Source organism: Streptomyces sp. NPDC030814, from assembly GCF_055572155.1.
Genome location: NZ_JBVIDX010000005.1, coordinates 358,014 through 381,487, shown reverse-complemented (window position 1 = coordinate 381,487; position 23,474 = coordinate 358,014). Strand labels below are relative to the sequence as shown.

General features: G+C 73.6%; 22 protein-coding genes. 5 read left to right on the top strand and 17 right to left on the bottom strand.

Features of this window, described 5'->3' with window-relative positions:
• Window positions 1–91: 91 nt before the first annotated feature.
• From ACZ43N_RS14335 to ACZ43N_RS14315, 5 genes are all read right to left on the bottom strand, one after another.
• Window positions 92–1,456 (bottom strand): phosphoribosyltransferase family protein, encoded by a 1,365-nt coding sequence (locus ACZ43N_RS14335; RefSeq protein WP_468097538.1) that lies wholly within the window; start codon window positions 1,454–1,456, stop codon window positions 92–94.
• A gap of 115 nt (window positions 1,457–1,571) precedes the next feature.
• Window positions 1,572–2,747 carry an ABC transporter permease gene (locus tag ACZ43N_RS14330; RefSeq protein WP_468097536.1) on the bottom strand — a complete coding sequence of 392 codons (1,176 nt, stop codon included), beginning with the start codon at window positions 2,745–2,747 and terminating at the stop codon, window positions 1,572–1,574.
• Window positions 2,744–3,913, bottom strand: a complete 1,170-nt coding sequence (locus ACZ43N_RS14325; RefSeq protein ID WP_468097534.1) for an ABC transporter permease — start codon at window positions 3,911–3,913, stop codon at window positions 2,744–2,746. The genes ACZ43N_RS14330 and ACZ43N_RS14325 overlap by 4 nt, the downstream gene beginning before the upstream one ends.
• 6 nt (window positions 3,914–3,919) lie before the next feature.
• Complete coding sequence (locus ACZ43N_RS14320; protein ID WP_468097532.1) at window positions 3,920–4,867, bottom strand: ABC transporter ATP-binding protein; 948 nt, start codon at window positions 4,865–4,867, stop codon at window positions 3,920–3,922.
• 648 nt (window positions 4,868–5,515) lie between these two features.
• Complete coding sequence (locus ACZ43N_RS14315) at window positions 5,516–6,508, bottom strand: Acg family FMN-binding oxidoreductase (RefSeq protein WP_468097531.1); 993 nt, start codon at window positions 6,506–6,508, stop codon at window positions 5,516–5,518.
• 214 nt (window positions 6,509–6,722) lie between these two features.
• Between ACZ43N_RS14315 and ACZ43N_RS14310 the strand changes: the two genes are divergently transcribed.
• The 3 genes from ACZ43N_RS14310 to ACZ43N_RS14300 all read left to right on the top strand — a co-directional run bounded on the left by ACZ43N_RS14310 (window position 6,723) and on the right by ACZ43N_RS14300 (window position 9,072).
• The gene (locus tag ACZ43N_RS14310) at window positions 6,723–7,022 is read left to right on the top strand and encodes a hypothetical protein (protein WP_468097530.1); all 300 of its coding nucleotides are present in this window, start codon (window positions 6,723–6,725) and stop codon (window positions 7,020–7,022) included.
• 143 nt (window positions 7,023–7,165) lie between these two features.
• Window positions 7,166–8,074 (top strand): universal stress protein, encoded by a 909-nt coding sequence (locus ACZ43N_RS14305; RefSeq protein ID WP_468097528.1) that lies wholly within the window; start codon window positions 7,166–7,168, stop codon window positions 8,072–8,074.
• A 173-nt stretch (window positions 8,075–8,247) separates the two neighbouring features.
• Window positions 8,248–9,072 carry a universal stress protein gene (locus ACZ43N_RS14300; protein WP_468097527.1) on the top strand — a complete coding sequence of 275 codons (825 nt, stop codon included), beginning with the start codon at window positions 8,248–8,250 and terminating at the stop codon, window positions 9,070–9,072.
• Window positions 9,073–9,198: 126 nt separating this feature from the next.
• Here the strand turns inward: ACZ43N_RS14300 and ACZ43N_RS14295 are convergent, their stop codons facing one another.
• From ACZ43N_RS14295 to ACZ43N_RS14240, 12 genes are all read right to left on the bottom strand, one after another.
• Window positions 9,199–9,903, bottom strand: coding sequence for a CBS domain-containing protein (locus ACZ43N_RS14295; RefSeq protein WP_468097525.1), 705 nt, complete (start codon window positions 9,901–9,903; stop codon window positions 9,199–9,201).
• A 375-nt stretch (window positions 9,904–10,278) separates the two neighbouring features.
• Window positions 10,279–11,313 carry a hydrogenase expression/formation protein HypE gene (hypE, locus tag ACZ43N_RS14290; RefSeq protein WP_468097523.1) on the bottom strand — a complete coding sequence of 345 codons (1,035 nt, stop codon included), beginning with the start codon at window positions 11,311–11,313 and terminating at the stop codon, window positions 10,279–10,281.
• On the bottom strand, window positions 11,310–12,491 hold the full coding sequence (gene hypD, locus ACZ43N_RS14285) for a hydrogenase formation protein HypD (protein WP_468097522.1): 1,182 nt from the start codon (window positions 12,489–12,491) through the stop codon (window positions 11,310–11,312). Before hypD ends, hypE begins: the two co-directional genes overlap by 4 nt.
• Before the next feature lie 34 nt (window positions 12,492–12,525).
• Window positions 12,526–13,152: a CBS domain-containing protein gene (locus ACZ43N_RS14280; protein WP_468097520.1), complete on the bottom strand. Its 627-nt coding sequence runs from the start codon at window positions 13,150–13,152 to the stop codon at window positions 12,526–12,528.
• 11 nt (window positions 13,153–13,163) lie between these two features.
• Window positions 13,164–14,495 carry a Ni/Fe hydrogenase subunit alpha gene (locus ACZ43N_RS14275; RefSeq protein WP_468097519.1) on the bottom strand — a complete coding sequence of 444 codons (1,332 nt, stop codon included), beginning with the start codon at window positions 14,493–14,495 and terminating at the stop codon, window positions 13,164–13,166.
• Window positions 14,492–15,247 (bottom strand): NADH-quinone oxidoreductase subunit B family protein, encoded by a 756-nt coding sequence (locus ACZ43N_RS14270; protein WP_468097517.1) that lies wholly within the window; start codon window positions 15,245–15,247, stop codon window positions 14,492–14,494. Before ACZ43N_RS14270 ends, ACZ43N_RS14275 begins: the two co-directional genes overlap by 4 nt.
• Before the next feature lies 1 nt (window position 15,248).
• Window positions 15,249–16,055: an FAD/NAD(P)-binding protein gene (locus ACZ43N_RS14265; RefSeq protein ID WP_468097515.1), complete on the bottom strand. Its 807-nt coding sequence runs from the start codon at window positions 16,053–16,055 to the stop codon at window positions 15,249–15,251.
• Window positions 16,052–16,516 carry a Crp/Fnr family transcriptional regulator gene (locus tag ACZ43N_RS14260; RefSeq protein WP_468097513.1) on the bottom strand — a complete coding sequence of 155 codons (465 nt, stop codon included), beginning with the start codon at window positions 16,514–16,516 and terminating at the stop codon, window positions 16,052–16,054. The genes ACZ43N_RS14265 and ACZ43N_RS14260 overlap by 4 nt, the downstream gene beginning before the upstream one ends.
• 3 nt (window positions 16,517–16,519) lie before the next feature.
• Window positions 16,520–17,674: a 4Fe-4S dicluster domain-containing protein gene (locus tag ACZ43N_RS14255; RefSeq protein ID WP_468097512.1), complete on the bottom strand. Its 1,155-nt coding sequence runs from the start codon at window positions 17,672–17,674 to the stop codon at window positions 16,520–16,522.
• Between the two features lie 150 nt (window positions 17,675–17,824).
• Window positions 17,825–18,109, bottom strand: coding sequence for a HypC/HybG/HupF family hydrogenase formation chaperone (locus ACZ43N_RS14250; protein ID WP_468097511.1), 285 nt, complete (start codon window positions 18,107–18,109; stop codon window positions 17,825–17,827).
• 6 nt (window positions 18,110–18,115) lie between these two features.
• On the bottom strand, window positions 18,116–20,404 hold the full coding sequence (hypF, locus tag ACZ43N_RS14245) for a carbamoyltransferase HypF (RefSeq protein WP_468097509.1): 2,289 nt from the start codon (window positions 20,402–20,404) through the stop codon (window positions 18,116–18,118).
• Window positions 20,401–20,907, bottom strand: a complete 507-nt coding sequence (locus ACZ43N_RS14240; RefSeq protein WP_468097508.1) for a hydrogenase maturation protease — start codon at window positions 20,905–20,907, stop codon at window positions 20,401–20,403. The genes hypF and ACZ43N_RS14240 overlap by 4 nt, the downstream gene beginning before the upstream one ends.
• Window positions 20,908–21,201: 294 nt before the next feature.
• Between ACZ43N_RS14240 and ctaD the strand changes: the two genes are divergently transcribed.
• Window positions 21,202–22,905, top strand: coding sequence for an aa3-type cytochrome oxidase subunit I (gene ctaD, locus ACZ43N_RS14235; protein ID WP_468097506.1), 1,704 nt, complete (start codon window positions 21,202–21,204; stop codon window positions 22,903–22,905).
• A 3-nt stretch (window positions 22,906–22,908) separates the two neighbouring features.
• A complete protein-coding gene (locus ACZ43N_RS14230; RefSeq protein ID WP_468097505.1) occupies window positions 22,909–23,463 on the top strand; it encodes a hypothetical protein in 555 nt (184 codons plus the stop codon).
• Window positions 23,464–23,474: the final 11 nt, after the last annotated feature.

Genomic DNA, 23,474 nt, shown 5'->3' with positions numbered 1-23,474 from the left:
GGCGGGGTGTCAGGGACAGCGCCGTACGGGCCCGTCTTGTTCCCCGGGGAACGCCTGCTCCCGCCACCTTTGTGCGTCGTGCGGGCCGCCTTCAGACCGGGCGGAGGCCGAAGCCCGTGTCCGGGGCGGCGAGATGCGCGGTGAACCAGTCGCGGGCCAGCTCGGCGACCGCGGCAAGAGTTCCGGGCTCCGTGAACAGGTGGGTGGCACCGGGGACGACGGCGAGCCGGTGCTCGCAGCGCAGCCGGTCGGCCGCCAGCCGGTTGATGCTGAGCACCCCCGTGTCGAGGCCGCCCACGATGAGCAGCGTCGGGGCGCGTACGCGGGCCAGGGCCGCCGGTGACGCCAGATCTGGACGGCCGCCCCGGCACACGACGGCGCGGACGTCCCCGCCGGGCGAGGCTGCGGCCTCCAGAGCCGCCGCGGCTCCCGTGCTCGCGCCGAAACTGCTCACCGGCAGGCCGGTCTCGCGGCGCAGCCAGGCGCAGGCGGCGTGCAGGCGTCGCGCGAGCAGGCCGATGTCGAAGACGTTGGCGCGGTCGGCTTCCTCGTCCTCGGTGAGCAGGTCGAGCAGCAGTGTGCCGAGACCCGCCCGGTTGAGCGTGGCGGCGACGTAGCGGTTGCGGGGGCTGAGCCGACCGCTGCCGCTGCCATGGGCGAACGCGACCACAACCGTCGCGGCGTCGGGCACCACCAGCAGCGCCGGCAGCCGTACCGGCCCTGCGGACACCTCCACCTCCCGGTCGCCGGGCGGAGCATCGGGGGCGCCCGAAGTCCGGGACTCCGAAGTCCGGGACTCCGACGTCGGGCCGCCGACGGCCGGGGACGCGGCCCGGGAGAGCAGCGCGGTCACCTCGGTGTCGGAGATCTGCGTGAAATCCCGGTACCAGGCGCCGACCGAGCCCAGTCGGCTCGGCGACTCCAGACAGACGACGCGGTCGGCCGCCCCGCGGAGCCGTTCCACCGTCTCCGCGGATCCCACGGGCACGGCGAGGACGACCCGGGCCGCGCCCTGGCCCCGCACCACCCGGCAGGCGGCCTCGGCGGTGGCGCCGGTGGCGAGGCCGTCGTCCACGACCACCACCGTGCGCCCCGCGAGAGCGGCGTGTGCGCGGCCGGCGCGGTAGCGGGCGATCCGTCGGTCCAACTCCGCCCGCTCGGCCCGCTCCACGGCAGCCTGCGCCTCGGGCCCCACCCCGACACTCTCGATCACGTCCTCGTTGAGGACGCGGACCCCGTTCTCGCCGACGGCGCCGAAGCCCAGCTCCGGCTGGCGCGGCACCCCCAGCTTGCGCACCACGAGCACGTCCAGCGGAGCGTCGAGCACCCGGGCCACCTCGTAGGCCACCGGCACACCGCCCCTCGGCAGCCCCAGGACGACGACGTCCTCGCCGCGCAGGTGGTCGAGGCGCCGGGCCAGGAGGCGCCCAGCCTCCGTACGGTCGTCGAAAGCCATACGCCACCTCCCCGTGGTGTCCACCGCACCGGTGCCGACAGTGGGGGCGTTTCCCTCTCCTCCCATTGCACCGCGCTCCGGTGCCGCTCGCGACAGACGGCGCCGACCGGGCCGCTCAGGCCCTCGTCTCGTGGGTCAGACGGTGCCGCAGAACCAGGGACGCGAGAGCCAGGAGAACCGCCGCGAAGGCCGCGAGCACGGCGATGTCCCGCAGGATCGCCGCCAGGTCTCCGTCCCGTGACAGCAGGGTGGTCCACGCGTCGACCGCCCACGCCTGCGGTACCGCGTGCCCGGCCGTGCGCAGCCAGTCGGGGACCACGGCCAGGGGCCACATGCAGCCGCCCAGCATGCCCAGTCCGATGCCGAGCGCCGGCCCGACCGCGTGCACCTGCTCCGGCGTGCGGAACAGAGCACCGGCCAGCATGCCGGCACCGGTTCCGACCAGGGCCCAGACGGCCACGAGGACGGAGGCGGCGAGCGGATCGCCCCAGGCGACGTCGAAGGCGAGCGCACCGATCCCCACGATCAGCACGGACTGCAGCAAGGCCAGCAGCAGATGGGCGACCGTCTCGCCCAGCACCAGGGTGCGGGCCGGGACCGGCGCGGCCATCGCACGGGAGTACACCCCCGTCCGACGCGTCTGCACGATGGTCGCGCCGCCCGCCAGAGCGTTGATGAAGACGAACAGCACCAGCATCGTGGGGGTGCTGTAGCTGTAGCCCAGCGGCAGGAAGTCGCTCTGACCGTTCACCGTCTCGGCGCGTACGACGACGGGGGAGGAGGACCGCTCGGCCTCGCGGGCCAGGACGAGGTTCTCGTCGAATGTGCCCCCCGCCTGCTCGCCGGCGAAGCGAGCGGCCTGAAGACGCCCCGCGTGCTCGGCCACGACGGCCGACACCGAGGACACCGCCGAGTGCCCGGCCCCGCCCGAGGGCTCCACCAGGACCCGTACGGTCACCGGGCGCCCCGCCCGCACATCCTCGTCGAGATCGGCGGGCACCAGCACCACCGCGTCCAGTTCCGTGCGGCGCAGCGCGGTGCGCGCGTCGGCCTCGGTGGCGTACGTACGGGCCCGCAACCCGGGTTCGTCCTGGAGCTGCGAGGTCAGCTCGCCGGCCACCGGACCCGTCTCGGGGGCCCGGACGAGGCCGATCCGGAACTGATCGAAACCGCTGACGGTGACACCGATGACGACGATGATGGCGACCGGCAGCAACACCATGAAGAACAGCGCGGTGCGGTCCCGCAGCGAGCGCGCGAGGGTCGCCCGGGCCACGGCGAGAGCGATCATGGAGTCCTCCTCAGCCGCATGAGCAGACCCGTCACCCCGGCCACGACGGCCGAGAACGCGGCGATCCCGAGCAGCGGGGCACCGACCGCGTCCCAACCGCGCTCCCCGGTGCCCAGGTCGGTGAAGCCCCGCAGCGCCCAGCCGTTGGGCGTGAACAGGGCGAGGGTGCGGATGGCGGGTGTGGTGCCGGACGCGAAGACGAAGTTCCCGCCCAGCAGCACCAGCGCGAACACGAGGATCGACGCGAGCCCCTGGGCCTGCTGCTCGGTCCGCGTCAACGAGATGACCAGCGCGGTCAGGCACACCACGCACACCGCCATCGCCGCGCTGAGCGCCGCGACGCCGACCGGGTCCGCCCAGCGGGCGCCGAAGGCGAGCCACGACACCACGGTCACGGTCGCGAGTCCGGCCAGGCTGTAGACGAAGGTCGACAACGACTTGCCGAGCAGCAGCGCGCCCCGCCCGACGGGCGCCGCCGCGATGCGGTCGAGGGTGCCCTGCTGCTGTTCGACGAAGTAGCCGCGCGCCCCGTACCCGACCGTGAACAGCACGAAGAACATGCCCATGCTCGGCCCGAAGTAGCTGATGACCTTCAGCGGGTCGTCGGGCAGGCCCTGCGCCCTGACCTGCTCCGGCAGCCGCAACTGGGCGGCCTCGGCGGCCAGTTGCGGTACGTCCCTCTCCGGGACGCCCGCGGCGACGGCCGTGGCGACCGACAGCCGGTCGGCGTCGACCTGGGCGACGTACGACTCGGTGACCGCCCGGGCGAGCTGTGCCTGGAGGCCGTAGTCGACGCTGTCCAGGACCCGGACGGGTGAGGTCCCGCCGCCGTGCAACGACGCGGTGAACCCCGCGGGCACCACGATCGCGGCGTGCACGTCGCCGTCGTCCACCGCCCGCCGGGCGGCGCTCTCGTCGTCGTAGCGGCGCACGCGCACGGTCTCGTCGAGTTCGTCACTCGTCAGCACCCGGGTCAGCCCCGCGGCGGCCGGGCCCCGGTCCAGATCCACCACGCCGATGTTCGCGCGGAACTCGCTGTTGTTGTCGAACGCCAGGGCCATGAGGGCGGAGATCAGCACCGGCGCCAGGAACACGAGCACCCAGGCCGAACGGTCGCGCAGCCGCTGCCTGAGGTCCTTGGCCGCGATCGCGAGGACGACACGCATGACGGCTCACTCCCTCAGCGCGGTGCCGGTCAGGTGCAGGAAGACCGACTCCAGGTCGGGTTCGTCGATCTCCACACTGCGGATGCCGACACCGTGCTCGTGGGCGAGATCGAGCAGGTCGGGCAGCAGGCTCCGGGCGTCCTTGACGACCAGCTCGACGACATCGCCGCCGTCGCCGCTCCGGGCCCCGCCCTCGACCCGGGCGAGACGGCGGCACGCCTCGGTGTACGCCGCGAGGTCGCCGACGGCGGTCAGTCTCACCCGGTCCCGCTCTGCCACGAGCGCCACCAGCTCACGCGGGGTGCCCTCGGCGACGAGCCGGCCCCGGTCGATGATGCCGACGCGGTCGCAGAGCCGCTCGGCCTCCTCCATGTAGTGCGTGGTGTAGAGGATGGCCATGCCCTCCTCGCCGAACCGGGTGACGCTCTCCAGGATCGCGTGCCGGCTCTGCGGATCCACCCCGACCGTCGGCTCGTCCAGTACCAGCAGGGTGGGGGCGTGCACGAGCCCGGCCCCGATGTTGAGGCGGCGGCGCATGCCGCCGGACAGCGACTCGACGCGGTCGCCGGCGCGGGTGCCCAGGTCGACGAGGTCGAGCACCTCGTCCACCCGGCGTTCCAGGAGGCGGCGCGGCAGGCGGTGGAGCCGCCCGAAGAAGCGGAGGTTCTCCCGGACGGTGAGGTCCGGATACAGCGCCACGTCCTGCGGCACGAAACCGATCAGCCGCTTGGCCGGAGCGGCGGACGTGCTCATCGTCCGCCCCGCCACGCGCACGGTTCCGGAGTCGGGCCGCAGCAGCCCGCAGACCATCCGGATCGTGGTGGTCTTGCCCGCGCCGTTCGGTCCCAGCAGGCCGTATGTCTCGCCGGGCGCGATGCCCAGCCCGACGTCGTCGACGGCGGTGCGGTCCCCGAACCGGCGGACCAGATGGGCGCAGTCGAGCACGGCGTTCATCACATCACCTCGAAAGGGGTCGCTGCTCGGGGGCGGGAAGGGATCACGCCCGTCGTGTTGTTCGTCAGCGCTGCTGCTCCTCGTCGTGCGGCGCGGACGGCAACCCGTCCGGCCCCTGGGAACTCGGCCCGGTCGCCCACCGGGCACCGCACCACGTGCCGTGCCCGGTGGCGGTCGTCCCGCACGACTTCTCCCGGCATGGCGTGAGCGCGGCGGCCGGACGGGCGCGTTCCTCCGCCCGGAACCGGCCGACCGGTTCGGTGAGGTGCCTTGTGTCCGACTGGGCCGCCAGGGCGGCCGACACGGGCAGGACCAGTACGCCGGGCCGGCCGGGGACGCGCCGCCCTCCCCACCATCGTCGACGGACGGAGCACCGGCCCGCACGCGGACAGCCGCCATACCGGCCGGCGAACCGTTGAACCCCACGGTGACGGTGCCGGTCATGGCCCACCTCCGGTGTCGGCGTGCCGGCGTCGCGTCGTCACGCGTCCGCCCCTCGCTCACGCACCGTCCAGTCTCCCCGCGACGGGAGCCTCGGAGTGGGGGCCGGACGGTATGTGCCCCGGGGCCGTCCGGCCCCCGTGCGGGGCTCCGCCCGTCGGCCGGGGCGTCCCGAGCCGACCGGCGCGGGACGCGACCGCGGGTCCGTCAGGAAGCGGACAGGAGTCCCGCATCCAGGGCCTGCCGTGCGGGGCGGCGCGGTGACGGCGCGCCTTCCGGGCCGTAGCCCAGCCGGATCACCATCTGCGGGTGGGCGCGGAGGGCGTCCCCCGAGGGGACGACCCGCCCCCGCAGATCGGGCCACTCCAGTGCCTGGTGCAGGAGGGACGCCCGCAGCCCGTGGGCGGTTGCCACCAGCAGGACGCGTTCCAGTGCCTGTCCGGCGCGCAGCCAGTCGGACCTGCGGTCGTGCGCGGTCGACAGGACGGCGATCGAGGGCCGCTTCTCGAAGGGACGGGCGGCCAGCACGGAGGGACGCCGGTGCGCGCCGAAGTCCCGCAGGGGCATCCGCTCCCAGAAGTCCTGCGGCCCGATCGTCTCCGGCGGCATGCCGAGGGCCGCCGCGTTCGGCTCGTGCACCCAGCGGCGGCTCTCCGCCGCCCTGTCGGGGTCGGCGGTGTTGCGGCGCTCGGCGTCACGGATCACCCGCAGCAGCCGTTCCGTCTCGCCCGGGCCGGGGCGGCTCAGCAGGGCGCCCTCACTGTGGGCGGCCTCGGCGAGTTCCGCCGCGACCGCGTCGGGCACGGGCGCTTCGGAGAACGGGAACCGGCTGCTGTGCCGGCGCCACAGCGCCTCGTACAGCCCGGGAACGGCCGCGTTCCGCACCGGGCCGCCCAGCCGTACGGTGGCCAGCAGATCCGGTTCGTCGGGCCGGGGCAGCAGCCGGGTCACCGGCTCCCGGCCGAAGTGGGCTACCGCCAGCCGGAGGTTGAGGACCGCGCAGCCGACGGAGAGGTGCAGGGCACGGCCCGTGGGGTCGAGGTGCCGCAGCCCCCGGTCGGCCACGGCCCGGACCTCCAGCGTCACCGTGTCAGGGTCGAACCGGAAGCGCCAGGGCTGGGTGTTGTGGATGGAGGGCGCGGCCGCGGCCGCCGAGATCATCGTCTCCAGCGTCGGCAGAGCGGGAGCTGCGGACCACATCGGGAACTCCTTCCCGCCCCGCGCCGCGGAGCCGGTGGCCTGGGTGGTGGACTGCGCCCAGGGTGGTCCCGCCGCGTCGGCCGCAGTAGGGGCCGTCCGGCTCCTCGGGCGGGCCGCACGGCACCCGACAGGTGCCCTTCGGCACCCTGTGCCGTGGCCTGCCCGGCGGTCCACTGGAGATAGGGGGTACCGAGGCCCGAAAGGGGTGCGCACCATGGGTACGACGCCCACGTCGCTCGTTCGGAGGCGGTACGCCGTCCTGCTGGCCGGGTCCGCCGTGGTGGCCTTCGTCCTGCGTGCCGCGCACGACGCGCTGGAACTGCGCGCGCTGCGCCGCCGCACGGACCGTCGGACGCCGGTGACGCCGGTGACGCCGGTGACACCCGCGGTACACGCGCCGGTCACCGTGCCCCCGCCGATGACCGAGCCGGCGCCCCCGCGGACGACCCCGCCGACGACCCGGACGGCGGGCGGGCCCGCCCGCCGTCCGGACCCGGCCCTGGTGTCCCGCTGAGCCCTCCGGCGCGCGATACGGAGGAGGTGGGGCCGAAGGGCCCTCGGGAAGGACTGTGCGGCCCCCTGCGCACCAGCGGGTCCCTCCCCGATGCTCGGCTCAGTCCCCATCCGGCCAGGGCCAGGACACAGGAGGTGCGCACCATGCTTCGACACGTGATCGCGGGAGTCGACGGTTCACCCGAGAGTCTCGCCGCCGCCCACTGGGCGGCCAGGGAGGCTCTGCGCAGGGGTTCGGAGCTGCGGCTCCTGCACGCGTGGCAGTGGCATCCGCGCCCACCGGCCTCCGTGCCCCTGGGCACCGGTCAGCACGCGTGGGCCGAACAGACCCTGGACGGGGTGGCCCGCAGTGTCAGGGCCGCGTACCCCGGTCTGCGGATCGATGACCGGCTCGTGCAGGACTCCCCGGTCGACGCGCTGCTCGACGCCACCAAAGAGACGGAACTCCTGGTGCTCGGGTCCCGCGGACTGAGCGGTCTCGCCGGCTTCGTCGTCGGCTCGGTCTCCCAGCGCGTCGTGGCCCGGTCGACGCGTCCTGTGGTGCTCGTCCGGTCCGGGGAGGGCGCCGCCGGCGAACACCTCCCCGCCCCGGACGGCGTCTCGCCGGACGAGATACCGGAACTTCCGTACCGGGACGTCGTCCTCGGACTCGACCTCTCCCACCCCTGCGACGAACTGCTCGAGTTCGCCTTCACCGCCGCCCGGCGTCGCGGCGCCGGACTCCGCGTGATCCACGCCTACCGCGTCCCGACGGCGTACGCCGTCGACGACACCCGCGACCCGATCCCGGGTCCCCAACTGCTCGCGGAACGAGAGCGCGCCGTGCTCGCGGCGCTGCGCCCGTGGTGCGCCAAGTTCCCCGAGGTCACGGTGGCCGGGACCGTCGTCGAAGGGCGGGCCGCCGGCGCGCTCGTCGACGCGTCGGCCGAAGCTTCGCTGGTCGTCGTCGGACGTCTGATCCGGGAGGGCCGGCCCGGCCCGCACACCGGGCCCGTCACGCACGCGGTGCTGCACCACGTCGGCTGCCCGGTCGCCGTCGTCCCGCACACCTGAGTCACTGCCTCAGCTCCTGTCCGCACAGCCCTCGCCCCGCCTGCGCCCGTGACGCCCTCTCGCCGCACCGGGAGCACCCCCCGGCCACCGCGGCCCGTCGTCCGGGCGGGCGGACGACGGGACCGTGCGGACACGGCCTGGAGCCGTCCCGTAGCCCGACAGGAGGAACCACCATGAGTACCCGCCATGTGACCGTCGGAGTGGACGGCACGATCACCGCCGTACGCGCCCTCGACCGCGCCGCGGACGAGGCCGCCCTGCGCGGCGCCGGCCTGGAGATCGTCCACGTGGTGCCGGATCTCGACGAGGCCGGACCCGTGCTCGCGTCCGCCGCCGCACGGGTCCGGGCCCGTCGTCCCGGCACAGCTGTCACCACCGTCCCGGTCCAGGGACATGCGGCCGATGTCCTCACGGAACGGGGACGCCACGCGGTACTCACCGTCGTAGGCTGCCGGGACCTCGGCGGGATCCTCGGGGCGGTGGTCGGTTCGGTGAGCGCGCGGCTGGCCGCGCACCCGCCGGGGCCGTTGCTCGTCATACGCGGCGACTCGCCGATGAACAGCCACGGCGAGGTCCTCCTCGGCCTCGACGACGCCACCGACGCGGGCACGGCCGCCCACGCCTTCCAGGAGGCCGAACTGCGCCGCGCCCGCCTGCGGATCCCCCCGTTCACCACGCACCACCCCGTCCTCTCCGTGGCATCCCACCGAGGGAACGGGCGTTCGACGGCGCGGCCCGCGCTGGTCTCCACGCTGGCGGACCTCGGTGAGCGGCACCCGACAGTACGCGCGGCGGCCCCCGAGCCGGGCTCAGCCCCGGTACGGGCTCTGGTGGACGCCACCCGCACCGCCGACCTCGTCGTGGTCGCCGCCGGGCCCGCACCGCATGGACCCGGCCGCCACCTCGGGCCCGTGGCCCGCGAGCTGCTGCACCGGTCCCACTGCCCTGTTCTGATCGTTCCCGCCGGGCAGGAAGCGGCACCGGGAGGAGCGGCATAGGCAGGTGGCACACGAGAGGAGCGGCGAGGGAGGGGCCGGGATCAGCCCGATGGCCGGATGGGCGTCCTCGAACGCCTCGAAAATCATGGTGTCGTCAGGGCCGGCCCTCCAGGCCCCGCCCCCGGATCAGGTCGCTGGCTGAGAACGGCGCGACATCCCCTGGTCCGACCGCGCCGAGGAGGTGTCGTCGATCCGGTGGTCCAACTCGGTGGAGACATCGACGACGCCGTCCACACCTCGGCACAGCCGCACCACCACGGGCACCATGGACTTGTGCTCGACCGTGCCCCGCAGCGTGACCCGTCCGTCGACCACCCGCACGGTGATCGTGTCGGGTGCGAGGTCCAGGGTCCGTACGAGGACGTCCCCGGTGATCTCCTCACGGATGGCGCCGTCTCCGCGCAGGAACACGCGCAGCAGGTCCGACCGGCTGATCAGCCCGACCAGCCGTCCCGCCTCGTCGACGACCGGCAGCCGCTTGACGCGGTGGCGCTCCATGACCTGGGCGGCCTCCACCACCGTCCACTGCGGCCGCGCGGTCACGGCCGGACTGTTCATCAGGCCCTCGGCGGTGGACGCCTCGGCCTTCGCACGGGCGGCGTCCTGCGGTCGCAGCGCCGGCAGCAGACCGGCCGGGTCCAGGTGCGCGGCCTCCTTGCGCAGGAGGTCCGCCTCGGAGACGACACCGAGGGGACGGTCGTCGTCGTCCACGACGGGCACGGCCGTGACGCCGTACTCGGCGAGCAGTTTGGCGATCTCCTTGAAGCCGGTGTCCCGCCGGACCCGCACCACGCCTGTGGTCATGAGGTCACTCACCATCCGGTGCCGCATGGCTCCCGCCTCCTCAGGACGCTTGCCTTGGTCTCCTCACTCTCCGCCGCCGAAGGGACCGCCCCAAGGGCCGTTCGGCCCCGACGGCGGCCCGACCAGCCCGTACTGTTCGGTGAGCGGGTGCGCGCACCGTCGGCAGCGGTCGCCGCCGGGGCACAGGGGCCCCGTGTCGCGGGCCCGTCCCGGCCCCTTGGCCGAACGGCCGGCTGACCTGACGGTGGGCCGCACGACCGGCCGACACGGGGCACGCGGCGCCCGGCGGTTTCCGGCGGCCTTTACGAGCCGCAGGCCGATCGTCGGCGGTCGCGCGAGCCGGCGGGCGCTCAGCGGCGGGCGTGCCACGCGTCCGGCCGGGGGCGGCGGTCGCACGACTCCTCAGCAGATCCTCGGCAATTGTTCGCCGAGCGGCATGTCCACGATCCGTCGCGCGCCCACCAGGGTCCGCAGGGTCACCCGGCCATCCGGATCCGGGGCGGACACCTCGCCGATCCGTACCGCACGCGCGCCCTCGGGGAGGGACCGCATCGCGGACAGGGCGTCGTCCGCCGCCACCGCGGAGACGAAGGCGACCAGGCAGCCCTCGTTGGCGACGATCAGCGGGTCGAGGCCCAGCAGATCGCAGGCGGCGGCGACCGCCTCGGGGACCGGGATCGCGCTCTCGTCGATCTCGACGGCAACCGACGAGTCACGGGCGATCTCGTTGAGGGCTGCGGCGAGGCCGCCGCGGGTCGGGTCGCGCAGCACGTGGACGTGCTCGGCGAGAGGCGTCAACGTCTTGACGAGGCGGTGCAGGGGGCGGCTGTCCGAGGCGATGTCGCTCTCGAAGCCCAGGCCCTCACGGGTGCTCAGGACGGTCGTGCCGTGCAGCCCGATCGGCCCGGAGAGCAGCACCGCGTCACCGGGACGGGCGAGGGCCGCCGACGGGCGCAGTGAGCCGGGGCGCTGCCCGATGCCGGTGGTGTTGACGAAGAGCCGGTCGGCCGCGCCCCGCCCCACGACCTTGGTGTCACCCGTGATCACGGGTACCCCGGCGGACTGTGCCGCCTTCCCCAGGGAGGCGACCACGGCCCTCAGCTCCTCCAGCGGCAGCCCCTCCTCGACGATGAGGGAGACGGACAGCGCGACTGGCCAGGCGCCCCGCATGGCGAGGTCGTTGATCGTGCCGTGCACGGCCAGGGAGCCGATGTCCCCGCCGGGGAAGAACAGCGGGCTGACCACGAAGCTGTCGGTGCTCATCACCAGCTCCCGGTGGCCGGGCAGCAGTGCCGCGTCCTCCAGCGGGCCGGGGGCGGTGTCCAGCGCGGGCAGGACCAGACGGTCGAGCAGTTCCGAGGTGAGCCGGCCGCCGGCACCGTGGCCCAGCAGCACGACCTCGTCCTCGTGGTTCGGGAGGGGGCAGTCGACGCTCATCCTGTGCTCCTCCTCGTCTCCGTGTGCCCCGTCGTGCTCGTCGTGCTCGCCGTATCCGCCGTGCCCGTCGCCCCAGGTGCCGCGGCCGTCGTCCTCCGGCGCCCGGCGGCGTGGAAGGCGGCGCAGGTGCCCTCGGACGACACCATGGGGGCGCCCAGGGGATGGCGAGGGGTGCAGCGGTTGCCGTAGGCGGCGCAGTCGGTGGGCAACTTCGCCCCCGTGAGGATCGCGCCGGCGATGCACTCCGGGTCCTCGACCGGGCGCAGCGTGGCCACGTGGAAGCGGCGGGCGGCGTCGAACCGCCGGTACTCCGCGGCGAGTTCGAGTCCGCTGGCGGGCAGAGCCCCGATGCCCCGCCAGGCCCGGTCGGTGACGCGGAAGACGGTCCGCACCGCCTCCTGGGCCCGCGTGTTCCCGGAGCGGCGCACGGCCCGCGCGTACTGGTTCTCGACCTCGTGGCGGCCCGACTCCAGCTGTCGCACCGCCATCAGGATCCCCTCCAGCAGATCGAGCGGCTCGAATCCGGTGACGACGATGGGCACCCGGTACGCCTCGGCGATCGGCTCGTACTCGTGCCAGCCCATCACCGCGCACACATGCCCGGCGGCGAGGAACGCCTGTACCTCGCACTCCGGGTCGTCGAGCAGCGCGGTGATCGCCGGGGGTACGAGGACATGGCTGACCAACACCGAGAAGTTGGTGAGGCCGAGCCGGGCCGCGTGCAGGACGGCGGTGGCGTTGGCGGGCGCGGTCGTCTCGAACCCGACCGCGAGGAAGACGACCTGGCGGTCGGGATGCTCGGCGGCCAGGCGCACCGCGTCCATGGGCGCGTACACGACCCGTACGTCCGCGCCCCGCGCCCGCAGCGACAGCAGGTCCGTGTGTGTGCCCGGCACGCGGAGCATGTCCCCGAAACTGGTGAAGATCACCTCCGGGCGGGCCGCGACGGCCATGGCCCGGTCCAGGGTCTCCAGGGGTGTCACGCAGACCGGGCAGCCGGGGCCGTGGATCATCCGCAGACCGGCGGGCAGCAGTTCGTCGATGCCCTGGCGGACCAGGGTGTGCGTCTGGCCGCCGCACACCTCCATGATCCGCCACGGGTGCGTGACGGTGGCCCGTAGCTCGTCCAGCAGGTGCCGGGCGAGCACGGGATCGCGGTACTCGTCCAGGTACTTCATCGGGTTTCCCAGGCGGTTGGTCGGCTCGTGGGGGTCAGCGGTGCGAGAGGTCGGTTCGGACGTCGACGATCCCTTCCACGGCCCGCACCGCACGGGCCAGGACCGGCACGAGTCCGCGGTCGGGCAGGGAGCCGTGCAGCGTCGCCACTCCCTCGCTGACGGCGACCGTGACGGCCTCGGTGCCCGGGAGGGAGGGGAGGACGGCACTCCGTACCTCCTCGGCGATCTCCTCGTCCGGACGGAGGAACACCTTCAACAGGTCGCCCCGGCTGACCACGCCCTGGAGCATGCCGACCCCGTCGATGACCGGGAGCCGCTTGACCTTCCGCCGCGCCATGATGCGGGCGGCCTCGGTCAGCGGGGCGTCCGCGTGCACCGTCACGGCAGGGGCGCTCATCAGTTCGCCGGCGGTCACCGCGCCCGCCTTGATTCGGTCGGCGAGGTCGCCGGAGGTGTCGTCCCTGTCCCGGAACTCCTCCTTGTGCAACAGGTCGGCCTCCGAGACCACCCCGACGACCCGGCCCTCGCCCTCCAGCACCGGGAGCGCGCTGACCTTCCATTGGTCGAACAGCTGGACGATCTCCTTGAAGGGCGCGTCGCGCCCGACGGCGATGACGGTGTGCGTCATCACGTCGCTCACGGTGGACGGGGAGTCAGGCATCACACACTCCTTCAGGTGCGGACGACGGTCAGGTCGAGGAAATGGGTGGAGCACGAGATGCAGGGGTCGTGGTTGCGGATCGTCCGCTCGCACAGTGCGGTCAGCTCCGCGTCGTCAGGATCGCCGTCGGTGATCGCTTCCTGGGCCGTGCGGCGCAGGTCGTCCTCGATCGCGCCCTGGTTCTGCGCGGTGGGCGGCACCAGCCGGGCGTCGGTGACGATGCCGTCGGCGTCGAGCGCGTAGCGGTGGTACAGCAGGCCGCGGGGCGCCTCGGTCGCCCCGTGGCCGACCCCGGCGGCCGGCGGGACCTCGGTGTACGGGCGGTGCGGCGGCTCGTACGCGTCGATGATCCGCAGCGCTTCGTCGACGGCGTACACCACCTCCACGGCCCGTACCAGGATGGACCGGAAGGGGTTGCGGCACACCGCGCCCTCGCGTGGATCGCCGAGCCCTCCCGCACGGGCGGCCTCCCGTGCCGTCGGTGACAGTGCCCGCCCGCTCACCGCGAACCGGGCGAGGGCGCCGGTGAGATGGCGGCGCCCGTCGAGCCGGGCGTGCAACGCGGTGGAGTGCGGCAGATGGCTCTCGGTGACATGCTCGGTGAAGTCCCGCACCGGGAAGGAGCGGACCGTGCCGTCGGAGCGCAGCACCGTGGGGACACCGCCCTCGATGGCGTAGACGTCCGGTGCGGCCAGCGCGAACAGGTCGGCGTCGACGCGCGCCTCGGGGTACTCGAACCCGGCCACCCAGCGCACGGTCTCCAGGGCGTCGTCGAGCGCCTGCCTCAACTGCGCGGTCAGCGGCTTCAGTTCCGCCCGGGTCGGGGCGCGGTGAAAACCGCCGAGCCGTACGTTCACCGGGTGCACGGCCCTACCGCCCAGCAGCTCCATCAGGGAGTTGCCCGCCTTCTTCAGCCGCAGCCCCCGCTCGACCTCCGCCCGGTGCGTGCGCGCCAGTTCGATCGCGCTCGCCCGGCCCAGGAAGTCCGGGGCGTGCAGCAGGTAGATGTGCAGGGTGTGGCTCTCGATCCACTCACCGCAGTACAGCAGTCTGCGCAGCTCGAGGATCGCCGGGTCGACGCTCACCCCGCACGCGTCCTCGATGGCCGCGCACGCGCTCATCTGGTACGCCACCGGGCAGATCCCGCACACCCGGGCGGTGATGTCGGGCGGCTCGGTGTACGCCCGGCCGCGCAGGAACGCCTCGAAGAAGCGGGGCGGTTCGTAGATGTCGAGCCGGGCCTCGCCCACCGTGCCGTCGTGGACGTGCAGGCGCAACGCTCCCTCGCCCTCGACCCGGGCCAGCGAGCCGACGTGCAGCACACGGGAACCGCGATGGGTCACTTCGTCAACTCCTCGTCGAAAGCGGCGGCGTTGAAGGTGTGCAGGAAGCGGTCGACACCGTCCTCGTCCAGACCGTCCCGGCGCAGCACGGGGATCAGCGCGGGCAGGTTCACCGAGCCGGACGGGCCGAAGCAGCCGAAGCAGCCCCGCCCGTACGCGGGACACAGGGCCCCACAGCCGGCGTGGGTCACGGGCCCGAGGCAGGGAGTGCCGTGGGCGACGGTGACGCAGACCGTGCCTCGCCGCTTGCACTCGAAGCACACGCTGTGGTCCGGCACATCCGGTCGGCGGCCGGCGAGGAACGCGGTGATCACCTCGATGAGCTGCCGCTTGTCGATCGGGCAGCCCCGCAGTTCGAAGTCGACGTCCACGTGTGCGGAGACGGGCGTGGACGTGGCCAGGGTGGCGACGTACTCGGGGTGCGCATAGACGACACGCCGGTACTCGTCGACGTCCGCGTAGTTACGCAGCGCCTGGATGCCGCCGGCGGTGGCGCACGCGCCGATCGTCACCAGATGGCGTGAGGCGGCCCTGATCTCGCGGACACGCTCGGCGTCCTCGGCGGTGGTGACCGAGCCCTCGACGAGGGCCAGGTCGTACGGCCCGTCCCCCACCGAACTGGAGGCCTCCAGGAAATGCGCGATGTCCACCTGCCCCGCCAAAGCGAGGAGTTCGTCCTCGCAGTCGAGCAGGGTCAGCTGGCAGCCGTCGCAGGAGGCCAGTTTGAACACGGCGAGCCTTGGCGTGGTCATCTCACAACTCCCTCACGGCCAGCAGAGGTTCGGCCCGGTCCCAGCCGACGACCGGCCCGTCCCGGCACAGCAGCAGCGGACCGAGCTGGCAGTGCCCGCAGTGCCCCGTCGCACACCGCATGTTCCGCTCCAGCGACACCCGGATCCGCTCCGCGGGCACCCCCCGGTGGGCCAGCTCCCGGGCGGTGGCGCGGATCATCGGCTCGGGACCGCAGACGAACGCCCGGGTGGCGTCCGGCTCGAACGGTGCCCGGCCCAGCAACTGGGTGACCACACCGACGTCGCCACGCCAGTCGGGGTCGGGCCGGTCGACCGTCACCCCGGTGAACGCCGTGGGCCAGCCGTCGATCTCCTTCCGGCCGATCAGGTCGCCCGGGGTGCGGGCCCCGACGAGCACACTGAGCCGGCCGTACGCCTCGGGCTCGCCGAGCACGCTCAGGACGAGCGGACGCAGTGGGGCGAGGCCGATGCCGCCCGCCACCACCAGGACGTCCCCGCCGCGGGCCGGCGCGAGTTCCCAGCCGGTGCCGTACGGCCCGCGCAGCCCCAGCAGGTCACCCACCCGGGCCGCGCACAGCCCGTCGGAGACGGCACCCACGCCCCGGACGGTGTGCGCGAGGCCGCCCGTGGCCTGGACGGAACTCACCGACAGGGGGATCTCACCGCGACCGAAGCAGTGCACCATCGCGAACTGCCCCGGCGCGAAGTCCGCCAGCGCCTCGCCGACCGGTTCCAGCCGCAGCGTGACCGTGTCGGCGGTCTCCCGGCGGCGGTCCACCACGAGGTGGGGGACGGGTACGGAGGTCATCGCGCACCCCCGCCGGGCGAGGTGCCGTACAGGTCCACGAGGCGGGCGCGCGCCGCGCCCAGCCGGTGGGACAGCACCCGGCCGACCCAGTGGCCGACGGCCCGGCCGAACTCGGCGTCCTGCGCGCACATCAGCCGCACGGCGACGGCGTCGAACTCATGGGCCCGCACCTGTGTGACGGCCTCGGCACCCAGCTGCCAGACATACGGCTCGTACAGCCAGGACCAGCCCACCAGGTCGCCGACGCCCAGGGTCTCGATCACCGGGGGGCGGCGGCCGGGCACATGCAGGTCGAGGGCGACCCTGCCGTCGCGGACGACCCAGAAACGGTCGGCGTGTCCGCCCTCCTCGAACAGCCGGGTCCCGGGCCGCAGGTCGACCTCGCGGGCGAACCGCAGCAGCCGGTCGCGGTGCTCGGGCGGCAACGCGTGGGTGAGGCGCGGGGTGATCGACGGGCTCATCACTCACGCCTCCGTAGTCGGTGCGCCGCTCCGCGCGGTGAACTCGGCGTCGAGCGCGGCGACCTCCTCCGTGATGTCGATGCCGACCGGGCACCAGGTGATGCACCGCCCGCATCCCACGCATCCGGAGGTCCCGAACTGGTCGTACCAGGTGGACAGCTTGTGGGTGAGCCACTGCCGGTAGCGGGCACGCCCCGACGACCGCACCGGGCCCTCGTGCAGATGGGAGAAGTCCAGGTCGAAGCAGGAATCCCAGCGCTGCCACCGCTCGGTGTGGTCACCGGTCAGATCGGTGACCTCCTCGGTGGTGACGCAGAAGCAGGTCGGGCACACCATCGTGCAGTTTCCGCAGGTCAGACAGCGGGCGGCGACATCGTCCCAGCGGTCGGCCTCCAGGCTCGCGCCCAGCAGCGTCCGCAGGTCGACCGGGGGCAGCGACCGGCCCATGCGCTCACGCGCCGCATCCACCGACGCCCGGGCGCTGTCCTCCGTGACCGGGTCGGCCGCACGGTGCGGCACCCGCTCCAGCAGCCGGGCGCCCTCCTCGCTGCCGACCCGGACGAGGAACCGGTGCCCGTCCCCGTCCACCACCTCGGTCAGCGCCAGGTCGTACCCGGGATCGGCGGCGGGCCCGCCACCCGTCGACACACAGAAGCAGGTCGCCCCCGGTTCCGTGCACTCGGCGGCGATCAGCAGCGCCCGCCCGCGGCGCTCCCCGTAGCCGCCGTTCGCGTACCGGCCGCCGGTGAGGACGCGGTCCTGGATCGCGATCGCCCGGAGGTCACAGGGCCGGACCCCGAGGAAGGCGTACGCCGGCGCCTCGGGTCGGTGGGCGGTGAACTCCAGATCGCCGTCCGTCGTGCGGTCCGCGCTCCACAGCTTCTCCCGCGGCGGGTGCAGATAGTTCTTCCAGGACTGCGGGCCCGCGCTGTGCGCGAAGGCGGCACCGTCCTCGCGCGGGACGAGCCGGTAGCGGCCGGCGTCGAGCTCGACGCCCCAGCCGTACGGCAGCTCGGCCGCGGAGGCCAGCTCGGCCAGCACGATCGCGCCGTCGCGGACCGTCGGCCCGATGACGGTGCGCCCGTCGTCGACCAGGGCCGCGACCAGGGCGTCCAGCCCGTCCTGATCCAGGACTGCCGGGGCCTGCGTGCCGGTCATCACGGTCCTCCTCTTCAAGGTGGTCCGGTGCCCTACCCTTCCAGCGTCCGGGAGGAGACGCCCGTACGGCAGGGGCCGTACGGCCCAATGGACGGTTCCGGTCGGGCCGGGACGGATGTGCTGTTGTCCGGAGACCGACGGGCGGGGTGTTCAGGCGCGCCGGGTCTCCTGCGGCGGAGCCCGCAGCGGCTCACCCAGCTCCGCCTCCACCGCACCCGCCATCGCCCGCAGCACCTCCAGCGTCCGGTGCGCCTCCGCCTCGTCGACCTCGGTGATCGCGAAGCCGACGTGCACGATGACGTACGTGCCGACCCCCGCGTCGGGAGTACAGCTGAGGCAGACCTCGCGCCGTACGCCGCCGAAGTCGACCGTGGCCATGCGCAGCCCGGCGTCGTCGTACACCTCAAGGATCCGCCCCGGAATGCCCAGGCACATCCGCGCTCACCTCTCCTCCGCGATCCTCGCGGCCGCGACCGCCGCCTGGCCGTAGGCGATGCCGCCGTCCCCGACCGGTACCTCGCCGCCGACCAGGACCTTCAGGCCCTGCGCCCGCAGTCGCCGCCGTGTCTCGCTGAGCAGCCGCTGGTTGACGAAGCAACCGCCGCCCAGACACACCGTGTGCGGCGCGCCGTCCGCCACCGCCCGCGCGACCAGGTCGGCGGTGACGATCCCGAGCGTCAGATGGAAGGCCGCGGCCAGCCGGGACACGGCTTCCCCCTCCAGTCTGCGCCGGAGCAGGTCGATGAGGGTGGTCGTGGAGTCGTACACCCACAGGCCCTGGGCGCGCACGACCCGGTGGGCGAGCGGCGCCGCGTGCTCGGCTCCCGCCGCCGCCTCCAGCAGCACGGCCGCCTCGCCCTCGTAGCGTGCCTCGTCGGCGAGGCCCAGCAGGGAGGCGACCGCGTCGAAGAGCCGCCCGGCGCTGGAGGCCGGCGGGCAGTTCACGCCCCGGGCCACCATGGCACGCACGCCGGTGACCTCGGCGGGGTCGAGCCGGTCGGTGAAGGGTTCGGTCAGCCACGGGTAGGGGCGCGGGGTGCCCAGCCGCTCGGCGCCCAGCAGATGGCCGAGGGCGGTACGGGAGGGATGGCGTACCGCCGCGTCGCCGCCGGGCAGGGGCGCGGTCGCGAACCTGCCCACGCGGCGGTAGCCGCGCAGATCGGCGAGGAGGATCTCGCCGCCCCACAGCGTGCCGTCGTCGCCCAGCCCCAGACCGTCGTAGGCCACACCGAGGAAACGACCGCGCACACCGTGCTCGGCCGCGCAGGCGGCCACGTGCGCGTGATGGTGCTGCACGGGGATCCGCCGCAGCGGCTGCTCCAGCGCCCACCGTGTGGACAGGTACCCCGGGTGCAGGTCGTGCGCGACCACCGTCGGCTCGATGCCGGTGAGCCGCTTGAGATCGACGTACGACGTGCGGAAGGCGTCGTACGTCGCCACGTCGGCCAGGTCGCCCGTGTGCGGGCCCAGGTGGGCCCTGCCGTCCGCGGCGAGCACGAAGGTGTGCTTGAGGTGGGCGCCCGCACCCACGACCGGTGTTCGCACGTCGAGGGGCAGTGGGGCAGGGGCGAGACCACGCGCCCGGCGGACGGTGACGCGGACCCGGCCGGCGAACTCGACCACGGAGTCGTCGTAACGGGCCCGGATGGGCCGGTCATGGGTGAGGAACCCGTCGGCGACGCCCGCGAGAGCCCGCCGGGCCTCGGCGTCCTCGACGGCGATGGGCTCGTCGCTGACGTTGCCGCTGGTGACCACGAGCGGACGGTCGAGATCGTCCAGGAGCAACTGGTGCAGACCCGTGGTGGGCAGGAACAGGCCGACGCGGGTCAGCCCGGGGTGGACCTCGGCGGCGAGCGGGAGCTCCCCGTGGCGTCGGGATCGGTCGAGCAGTACCACGGGACGGGCCGGGGACGTCAGCGCCTCGTACTCGGTGGCGCAGACCTGGGCCAGCCGGGCCGCCGCCGCGACGTCGCGCACCATCACGGCGAACGGCTTCGCGGGGCGGTGCTTGCGGCTCCGCAGATCCGCCACGGCCCGCGCGTTTCCCGCGTCGCACACCAGCTGGTAGCCGCCGAGCCCCTTCAGTGCGACGATCCCGCCCCCGGCGACGGTCTCGACCGCCGCCCGCAGCGCCGCCTCGCCGCGCAGCTCCTCCCACGCGAGGCGGGGGCCGCAGACCGGGCAGGCCACGGGCTCGGCGTGGAAGCGCCGGTCGCCGGGGTCGGCGTACTCGGCCGCGCACCGCGCGCACATCGGGAAGCGCCGCATCGTCGTACGGATCCGGTCGTACGGCAGGTCCTCGATGATGGTGGCGCGCGGCCCGCAGTCGGTGCAGTTGATGAACGGGTAACGGTGGCGGCGGTCGCGGGGGTCGCGCAGTTCGCGCAGACAGGCGTCGCAGACGGCCGCGTCCGGCGGGATCTCGCGCGGGGTGCCTCCCGCGCCCCCCGGCGCGCTGTGCCAGACACGGAAGCCGTCCCCGGGCAACGGTCGTCCCGTGCCGTGGGTCAGCCGGACGCGGCGCACCCGGGCGAGCACCGGAGCCTCGGACCGCAGTCGGTCCGCGAACTCCTCGATTAGGGCCGGTTCACCCGCGACCTCGCCCTCCACGTGCCCGTTCACGTTGGCCACCCAGCCGCCCAGGCCGAGGGCGGTCGCGGTGCGGTACACGAAGGGCCGGAAACCGACCCCCTGGACGGTTCCGTCCACCTGGAAACGGCGCACGGTCATGGCAACCGCCCTGTCGTCGTCGCGCCGTACCTCGCGATCTCGTCCCGGACCGCCTCGGCGAGGGGTGCCACCGCGGACTCGACGGCGGGGGAGAGGCCGGTGCCGAGAGAGCCGTCGACGCCCTCCACCGCGTAGACGACGAGACGCCCGGGCAGCCGGTCCAGGGTGCGGGCGAGTTCCACGGCTTCGCCAAGGCCCAGCCCGTGCGAGCTGGTTGCCGTCGAACGTGCGCCGAGCCCGGCGTCGAGTTCCAGGCGGTGCACCCGGCCGGGGCGCGCCGGGTGCGCATGGGCCGCGTCGACGACCACCGCGAGCGCCGCGCCCTCCCAGAGGCCCATCAGCCGCGCCGGGTCGCCGTCACAGGTGCTGAGCACGGTGCCGGGTGGCAGCGGCCGCTCGTCGGCACGCTCCCGCAGGCGGGCGACCAGCGCCCAGCCCACGCCGTCGTCGTGCCGGAACTCGTTCCCCACTCCGATGACGGCGATCCGCGCAGGCGTCCTCATATCACTCACCCTGCGCCGGTACGAGCCCGCCCGCAAAAGGCCGAACGGCCCCTTTCCCTGGTCCGACCGGCGCTCTCCGGCGCGCCCGCACCCCGCGGACCCGCCGGTCCGGACGACGGCCGACAGGGACCGTTCGGCCCCATCGCGGGACGACGTGGGGACCGTTCGACCCTATCGGACCGGGGGGCCGGTCCGACGATCATGTGGCGGCGCCGGGAAGCGCCGCGCCGCCCACCGCACGCGCCGCGCTTCCCGGCCCTTGAGCACATGAGCAGATGGGGAGGACGCCGTCCGATGGACGAGGCGCAGCTGGACCAGGAGCAGCACACGGGAGGGGCGCGGTCGCGCCCCGCGGTCCCTGAGGAGGCCGGGGCGGTGGCCGTCCCGGCGGCGGGCCGGTCGACGTGGGTCGACTGGCTGACGACCACCGATCACAAGAAGATCGGGACGATGTACCTGGTCACGGCGTTCGCGTTCTTCGTCGTCGGCGGTGTGATGGCCCTGATGATGCGGGCCGAACTGGCCCGCCCCGGCCTGCAGATCATGTCCAGCGAGCAGTTCAACCAGGCGTTCACCATGCACGGCTCGATCATGCTGCTGATGTTCGCCATGCCGCTGTTCACCGGCTTCGCCAACTGGATCATGCCGCTGCAGATAGGCGCCCCGGACGTTGCCTTCCCGCGGCTGAACATGCTCGCCTACTGGCTGTTCCTGTTCGGTTCGTCGATCGCCGCGTTCGGCTTCCTGACCCCCGGCGGAGCCGCCGACTTCGGCTGGTTCCTGTACGCCCCGCTCTCCGACGCCGTCCACTCACCGGGCCTCGGCGCCGACATGTGGATCATGGGCGTGGCCCTCTCCGGTTTCGGCTCGATCCTCGGTGCGGTCAACTTCATCACCACGATCATCTGTATGCGCGCACCGGGCATGACCATGTTCCGCATGCCGATCTTCACCTGGAACGTGCTGCTGACCGCGCTGCTGATCCTGCTGGTGTTCCCGGTGCTGGCGGCGGCGCTGTTCGCGCTGGAGTGCGACCGCAAGTTCGGCAGCCATGTCTTCGACGCGGCCAACGGCGGCGCGCTGCTCTGGCAGCACCTCTTCTGGTTCTTCGGCCACCCCGAGGTGTACATCCTCGCGCTGCCCTTCTTCGGCATCGTCTCCGAGGTCATCCCGGTCTTCTCCCGCAAGCCGATGTTCGGCTACATGGGCCTGATCGGCGCCACCATCGCCATCGCCGGCCTGAGCGTGACGGTGTGGGCGCACCACATGTACGTGACGGGCGGGGTGCTGCTGCCGTTCTTCTCCTTCATGACGTTCCTGATCGCGGTGCCGACCGGGGTCAAGTTCTTCAACTGGATCGGCACGATGTGGAAGGGCTCGCTGTCCTTCGAGACGCCGATGCTGTGGACCACCGGCTTCCTCATCACCTTCGTCTTCGGCGGCCTGACGGGGGTGATCCTCGCGTCACCGCCGATGGACTTCCACCTCTCCGACTCGTACTTCGTGGTGGCCCACTTCCACTACACCGTCTTCGGTACGGTCGTGTACGCGATGTTCGCCGGATTCCACTTCTGGTGGCCCAAGTTCACCGGCAGGATGCTCGACGAACGCCTCGGCAAAATCACCTTCTGGACGCTCACCGTGGGCTTCCATCTCACCTTCCTGGTCCAGCACTGGCTGGGCGCCGAGGGCATGCCCCGCCGGTACGCCGACTACCTCGCCGCGGACGGGTTCACCGCCCTCAACTCCCTGTCCACGATCGGTTCGTTCCTGCTGGGCCTGTCGATCCTGCCGTTCTTCTACAACGTCTGGAAGACCGCCAAGTACGGCAAGAAGGTCGACGTCGACGACCCCTGGGGCTACGGCCGTTCCCTGGAATGGGCCACGTCCTGCCCGCCGCCGCGCCACAACTTCACCTCGCTGCCGCGGATCCGCTCCGAGTCGCCGGCGTTCGACCTGCACCACCCGGAGATCGCCGCGATCGAGAGGGCGGCCTGAACCGTGACGCACCCCGTCCCGGCCCTGGGCGTCGCGCTGGTGACCGCCTCCGGCTGCGTCTGGTGGCTGCCGGCCCTCGCGACGGTGCCTGCGGGGGCCGACCGCCCGGACTCCGTGCGAGGGGCGGCGGCGGCCTGCCTGAGCGGCTGGGCGACGGCCGCGGGCGTCGCCGTACTCCTCCTCGTGGCCGACCCGTGGTGGCCGCCCGGTGCCCTGGCGGCGGCGGGTGCCGTCCTCACGGCCGGGCTTCGCGTCCGCGCCGCCGTACGACGCCGCCACGAGGCCACGGAGACCGCCTTCGACTGGGCTGACGCGCGCCCGGGGCCGCCGCCCCGGGTGCGGACGTACCGCGCCCGGAACCGGTTCGTCACCGTCCTCGGTGTCGGCCTGGCCGCGGCGGCGGCCTCCGCGGTCCTGCTGGTGGCCGCGGGCGCCGGACACCGCGGGGACGGGGCGGTCGTCGCGGTGCCCGTCCTGCTGACGTCGCTGTTCCTCACCGCGGCGGTCGGCCGGGCCCGTGTGGCCCGCCGGTCCGCGGGGAGCCGTCCGCGGCCGTGACGGCGCTCCCG

Coding starts and splice junctions, on each gene's coding strand:
- ACZ43N_RS14335 (WP_468097538.1), bottom strand. CDS start 1,456: ATGGCTTTCGACGACCGTACGGAGGCTGGGCGCCTCCTGGCCCGGCGC.
- ACZ43N_RS14330 (WP_468097536.1), bottom strand. CDS start 2,747: ATGATCGCTCTCGCCGTGGCCCGGGCGACCCTCGCGCGCTCGCTGCGG.
- ACZ43N_RS14325 (WP_468097534.1), bottom strand. CDS start 3,913: ATGCGTGTCGTCCTCGCGATCGCGGCCAAGGACCTCAGGCAGCGGCTG.
- ACZ43N_RS14320 (WP_468097532.1), bottom strand. CDS start 4,867: ATGAACGCCGTGCTCGACTGCGCCCATCTGGTCCGCCGGTTCGGGGAC.
- ACZ43N_RS14315 (WP_468097531.1), bottom strand. CDS start 6,508: ATGTGGTCCGCAGCTCCCGCTCTGCCGACGCTGGAGACGATGATCTCG.
- ACZ43N_RS14310 (WP_468097530.1), top strand. CDS start 6,723: ATGGGTACGACGCCCACGTCGCTCGTTCGGAGGCGGTACGCCGTCCTG.
- ACZ43N_RS14305 (WP_468097528.1), top strand. CDS start 7,166: ATGCTTCGACACGTGATCGCGGGAGTCGACGGTTCACCCGAGAGTCTC.
- ACZ43N_RS14300 (WP_468097527.1), top strand. CDS start 8,248: ATGAGTACCCGCCATGTGACCGTCGGAGTGGACGGCACGATCACCGCC.
- ACZ43N_RS14295 (WP_468097525.1), bottom strand. CDS start 9,903: ATGCGGCACCGGATGGTGAGTGACCTCATGACCACAGGCGTGGTGCGG.
- hypE (WP_468097523.1), bottom strand. CDS start 11,313: ATGAGCGTCGACTGCCCCCTCCCGAACCACGAGGACGAGGTCGTGCTG.
- hypD (WP_468097522.1), bottom strand. CDS start 12,491: ATGAAGTACCTGGACGAGTACCGCGATCCCGTGCTCGCCCGGCACCTG.
- ACZ43N_RS14280 (WP_468097520.1), bottom strand. CDS start 13,152: ATGCCTGACTCCCCGTCCACCGTGAGCGACGTGATGACGCACACCGTC.
- ACZ43N_RS14270 (WP_468097517.1), bottom strand. CDS start 15,247: ATGACCACGCCAAGGCTCGCCGTGTTCAAACTGGCCTCCTGCGACGGC.
- ACZ43N_RS14265 (WP_468097515.1), bottom strand. CDS start 16,055: ATGACCTCCGTACCCGTCCCCCACCTCGTGGTGGACCGCCGCCGGGAG.
- ACZ43N_RS14260 (WP_468097513.1), bottom strand. CDS start 16,516: ATGAGCCCGTCGATCACCCCGCGCCTCACCCACGCGTTGCCGCCCGAG.
- ACZ43N_RS14255 (WP_468097512.1), bottom strand. CDS start 17,674: ATGACCGGCACGCAGGCCCCGGCAGTCCTGGATCAGGACGGGCTGGAC.
- ACZ43N_RS14250 (WP_468097511.1), bottom strand. CDS start 18,109: ATGTGCCTGGGCATTCCGGGGCGGATCCTTGAGGTGTACGACGACGCC.
- hypF (WP_468097509.1), bottom strand. CDS start 20,404: ATGACCGTGCGCCGTTTCCAGGTGGACGGAACCGTCCAGGGGGTCGGT.
- ACZ43N_RS14240 (WP_468097508.1), bottom strand. CDS start 20,907: ATGAGGACGCCTGCGCGGATCGCCGTCATCGGAGTGGGGAACGAGTTC.
- ctaD (WP_468097506.1), top strand. CDS start 21,202: ATGGACGAGGCGCAGCTGGACCAGGAGCAGCACACGGGAGGGGCGCGG.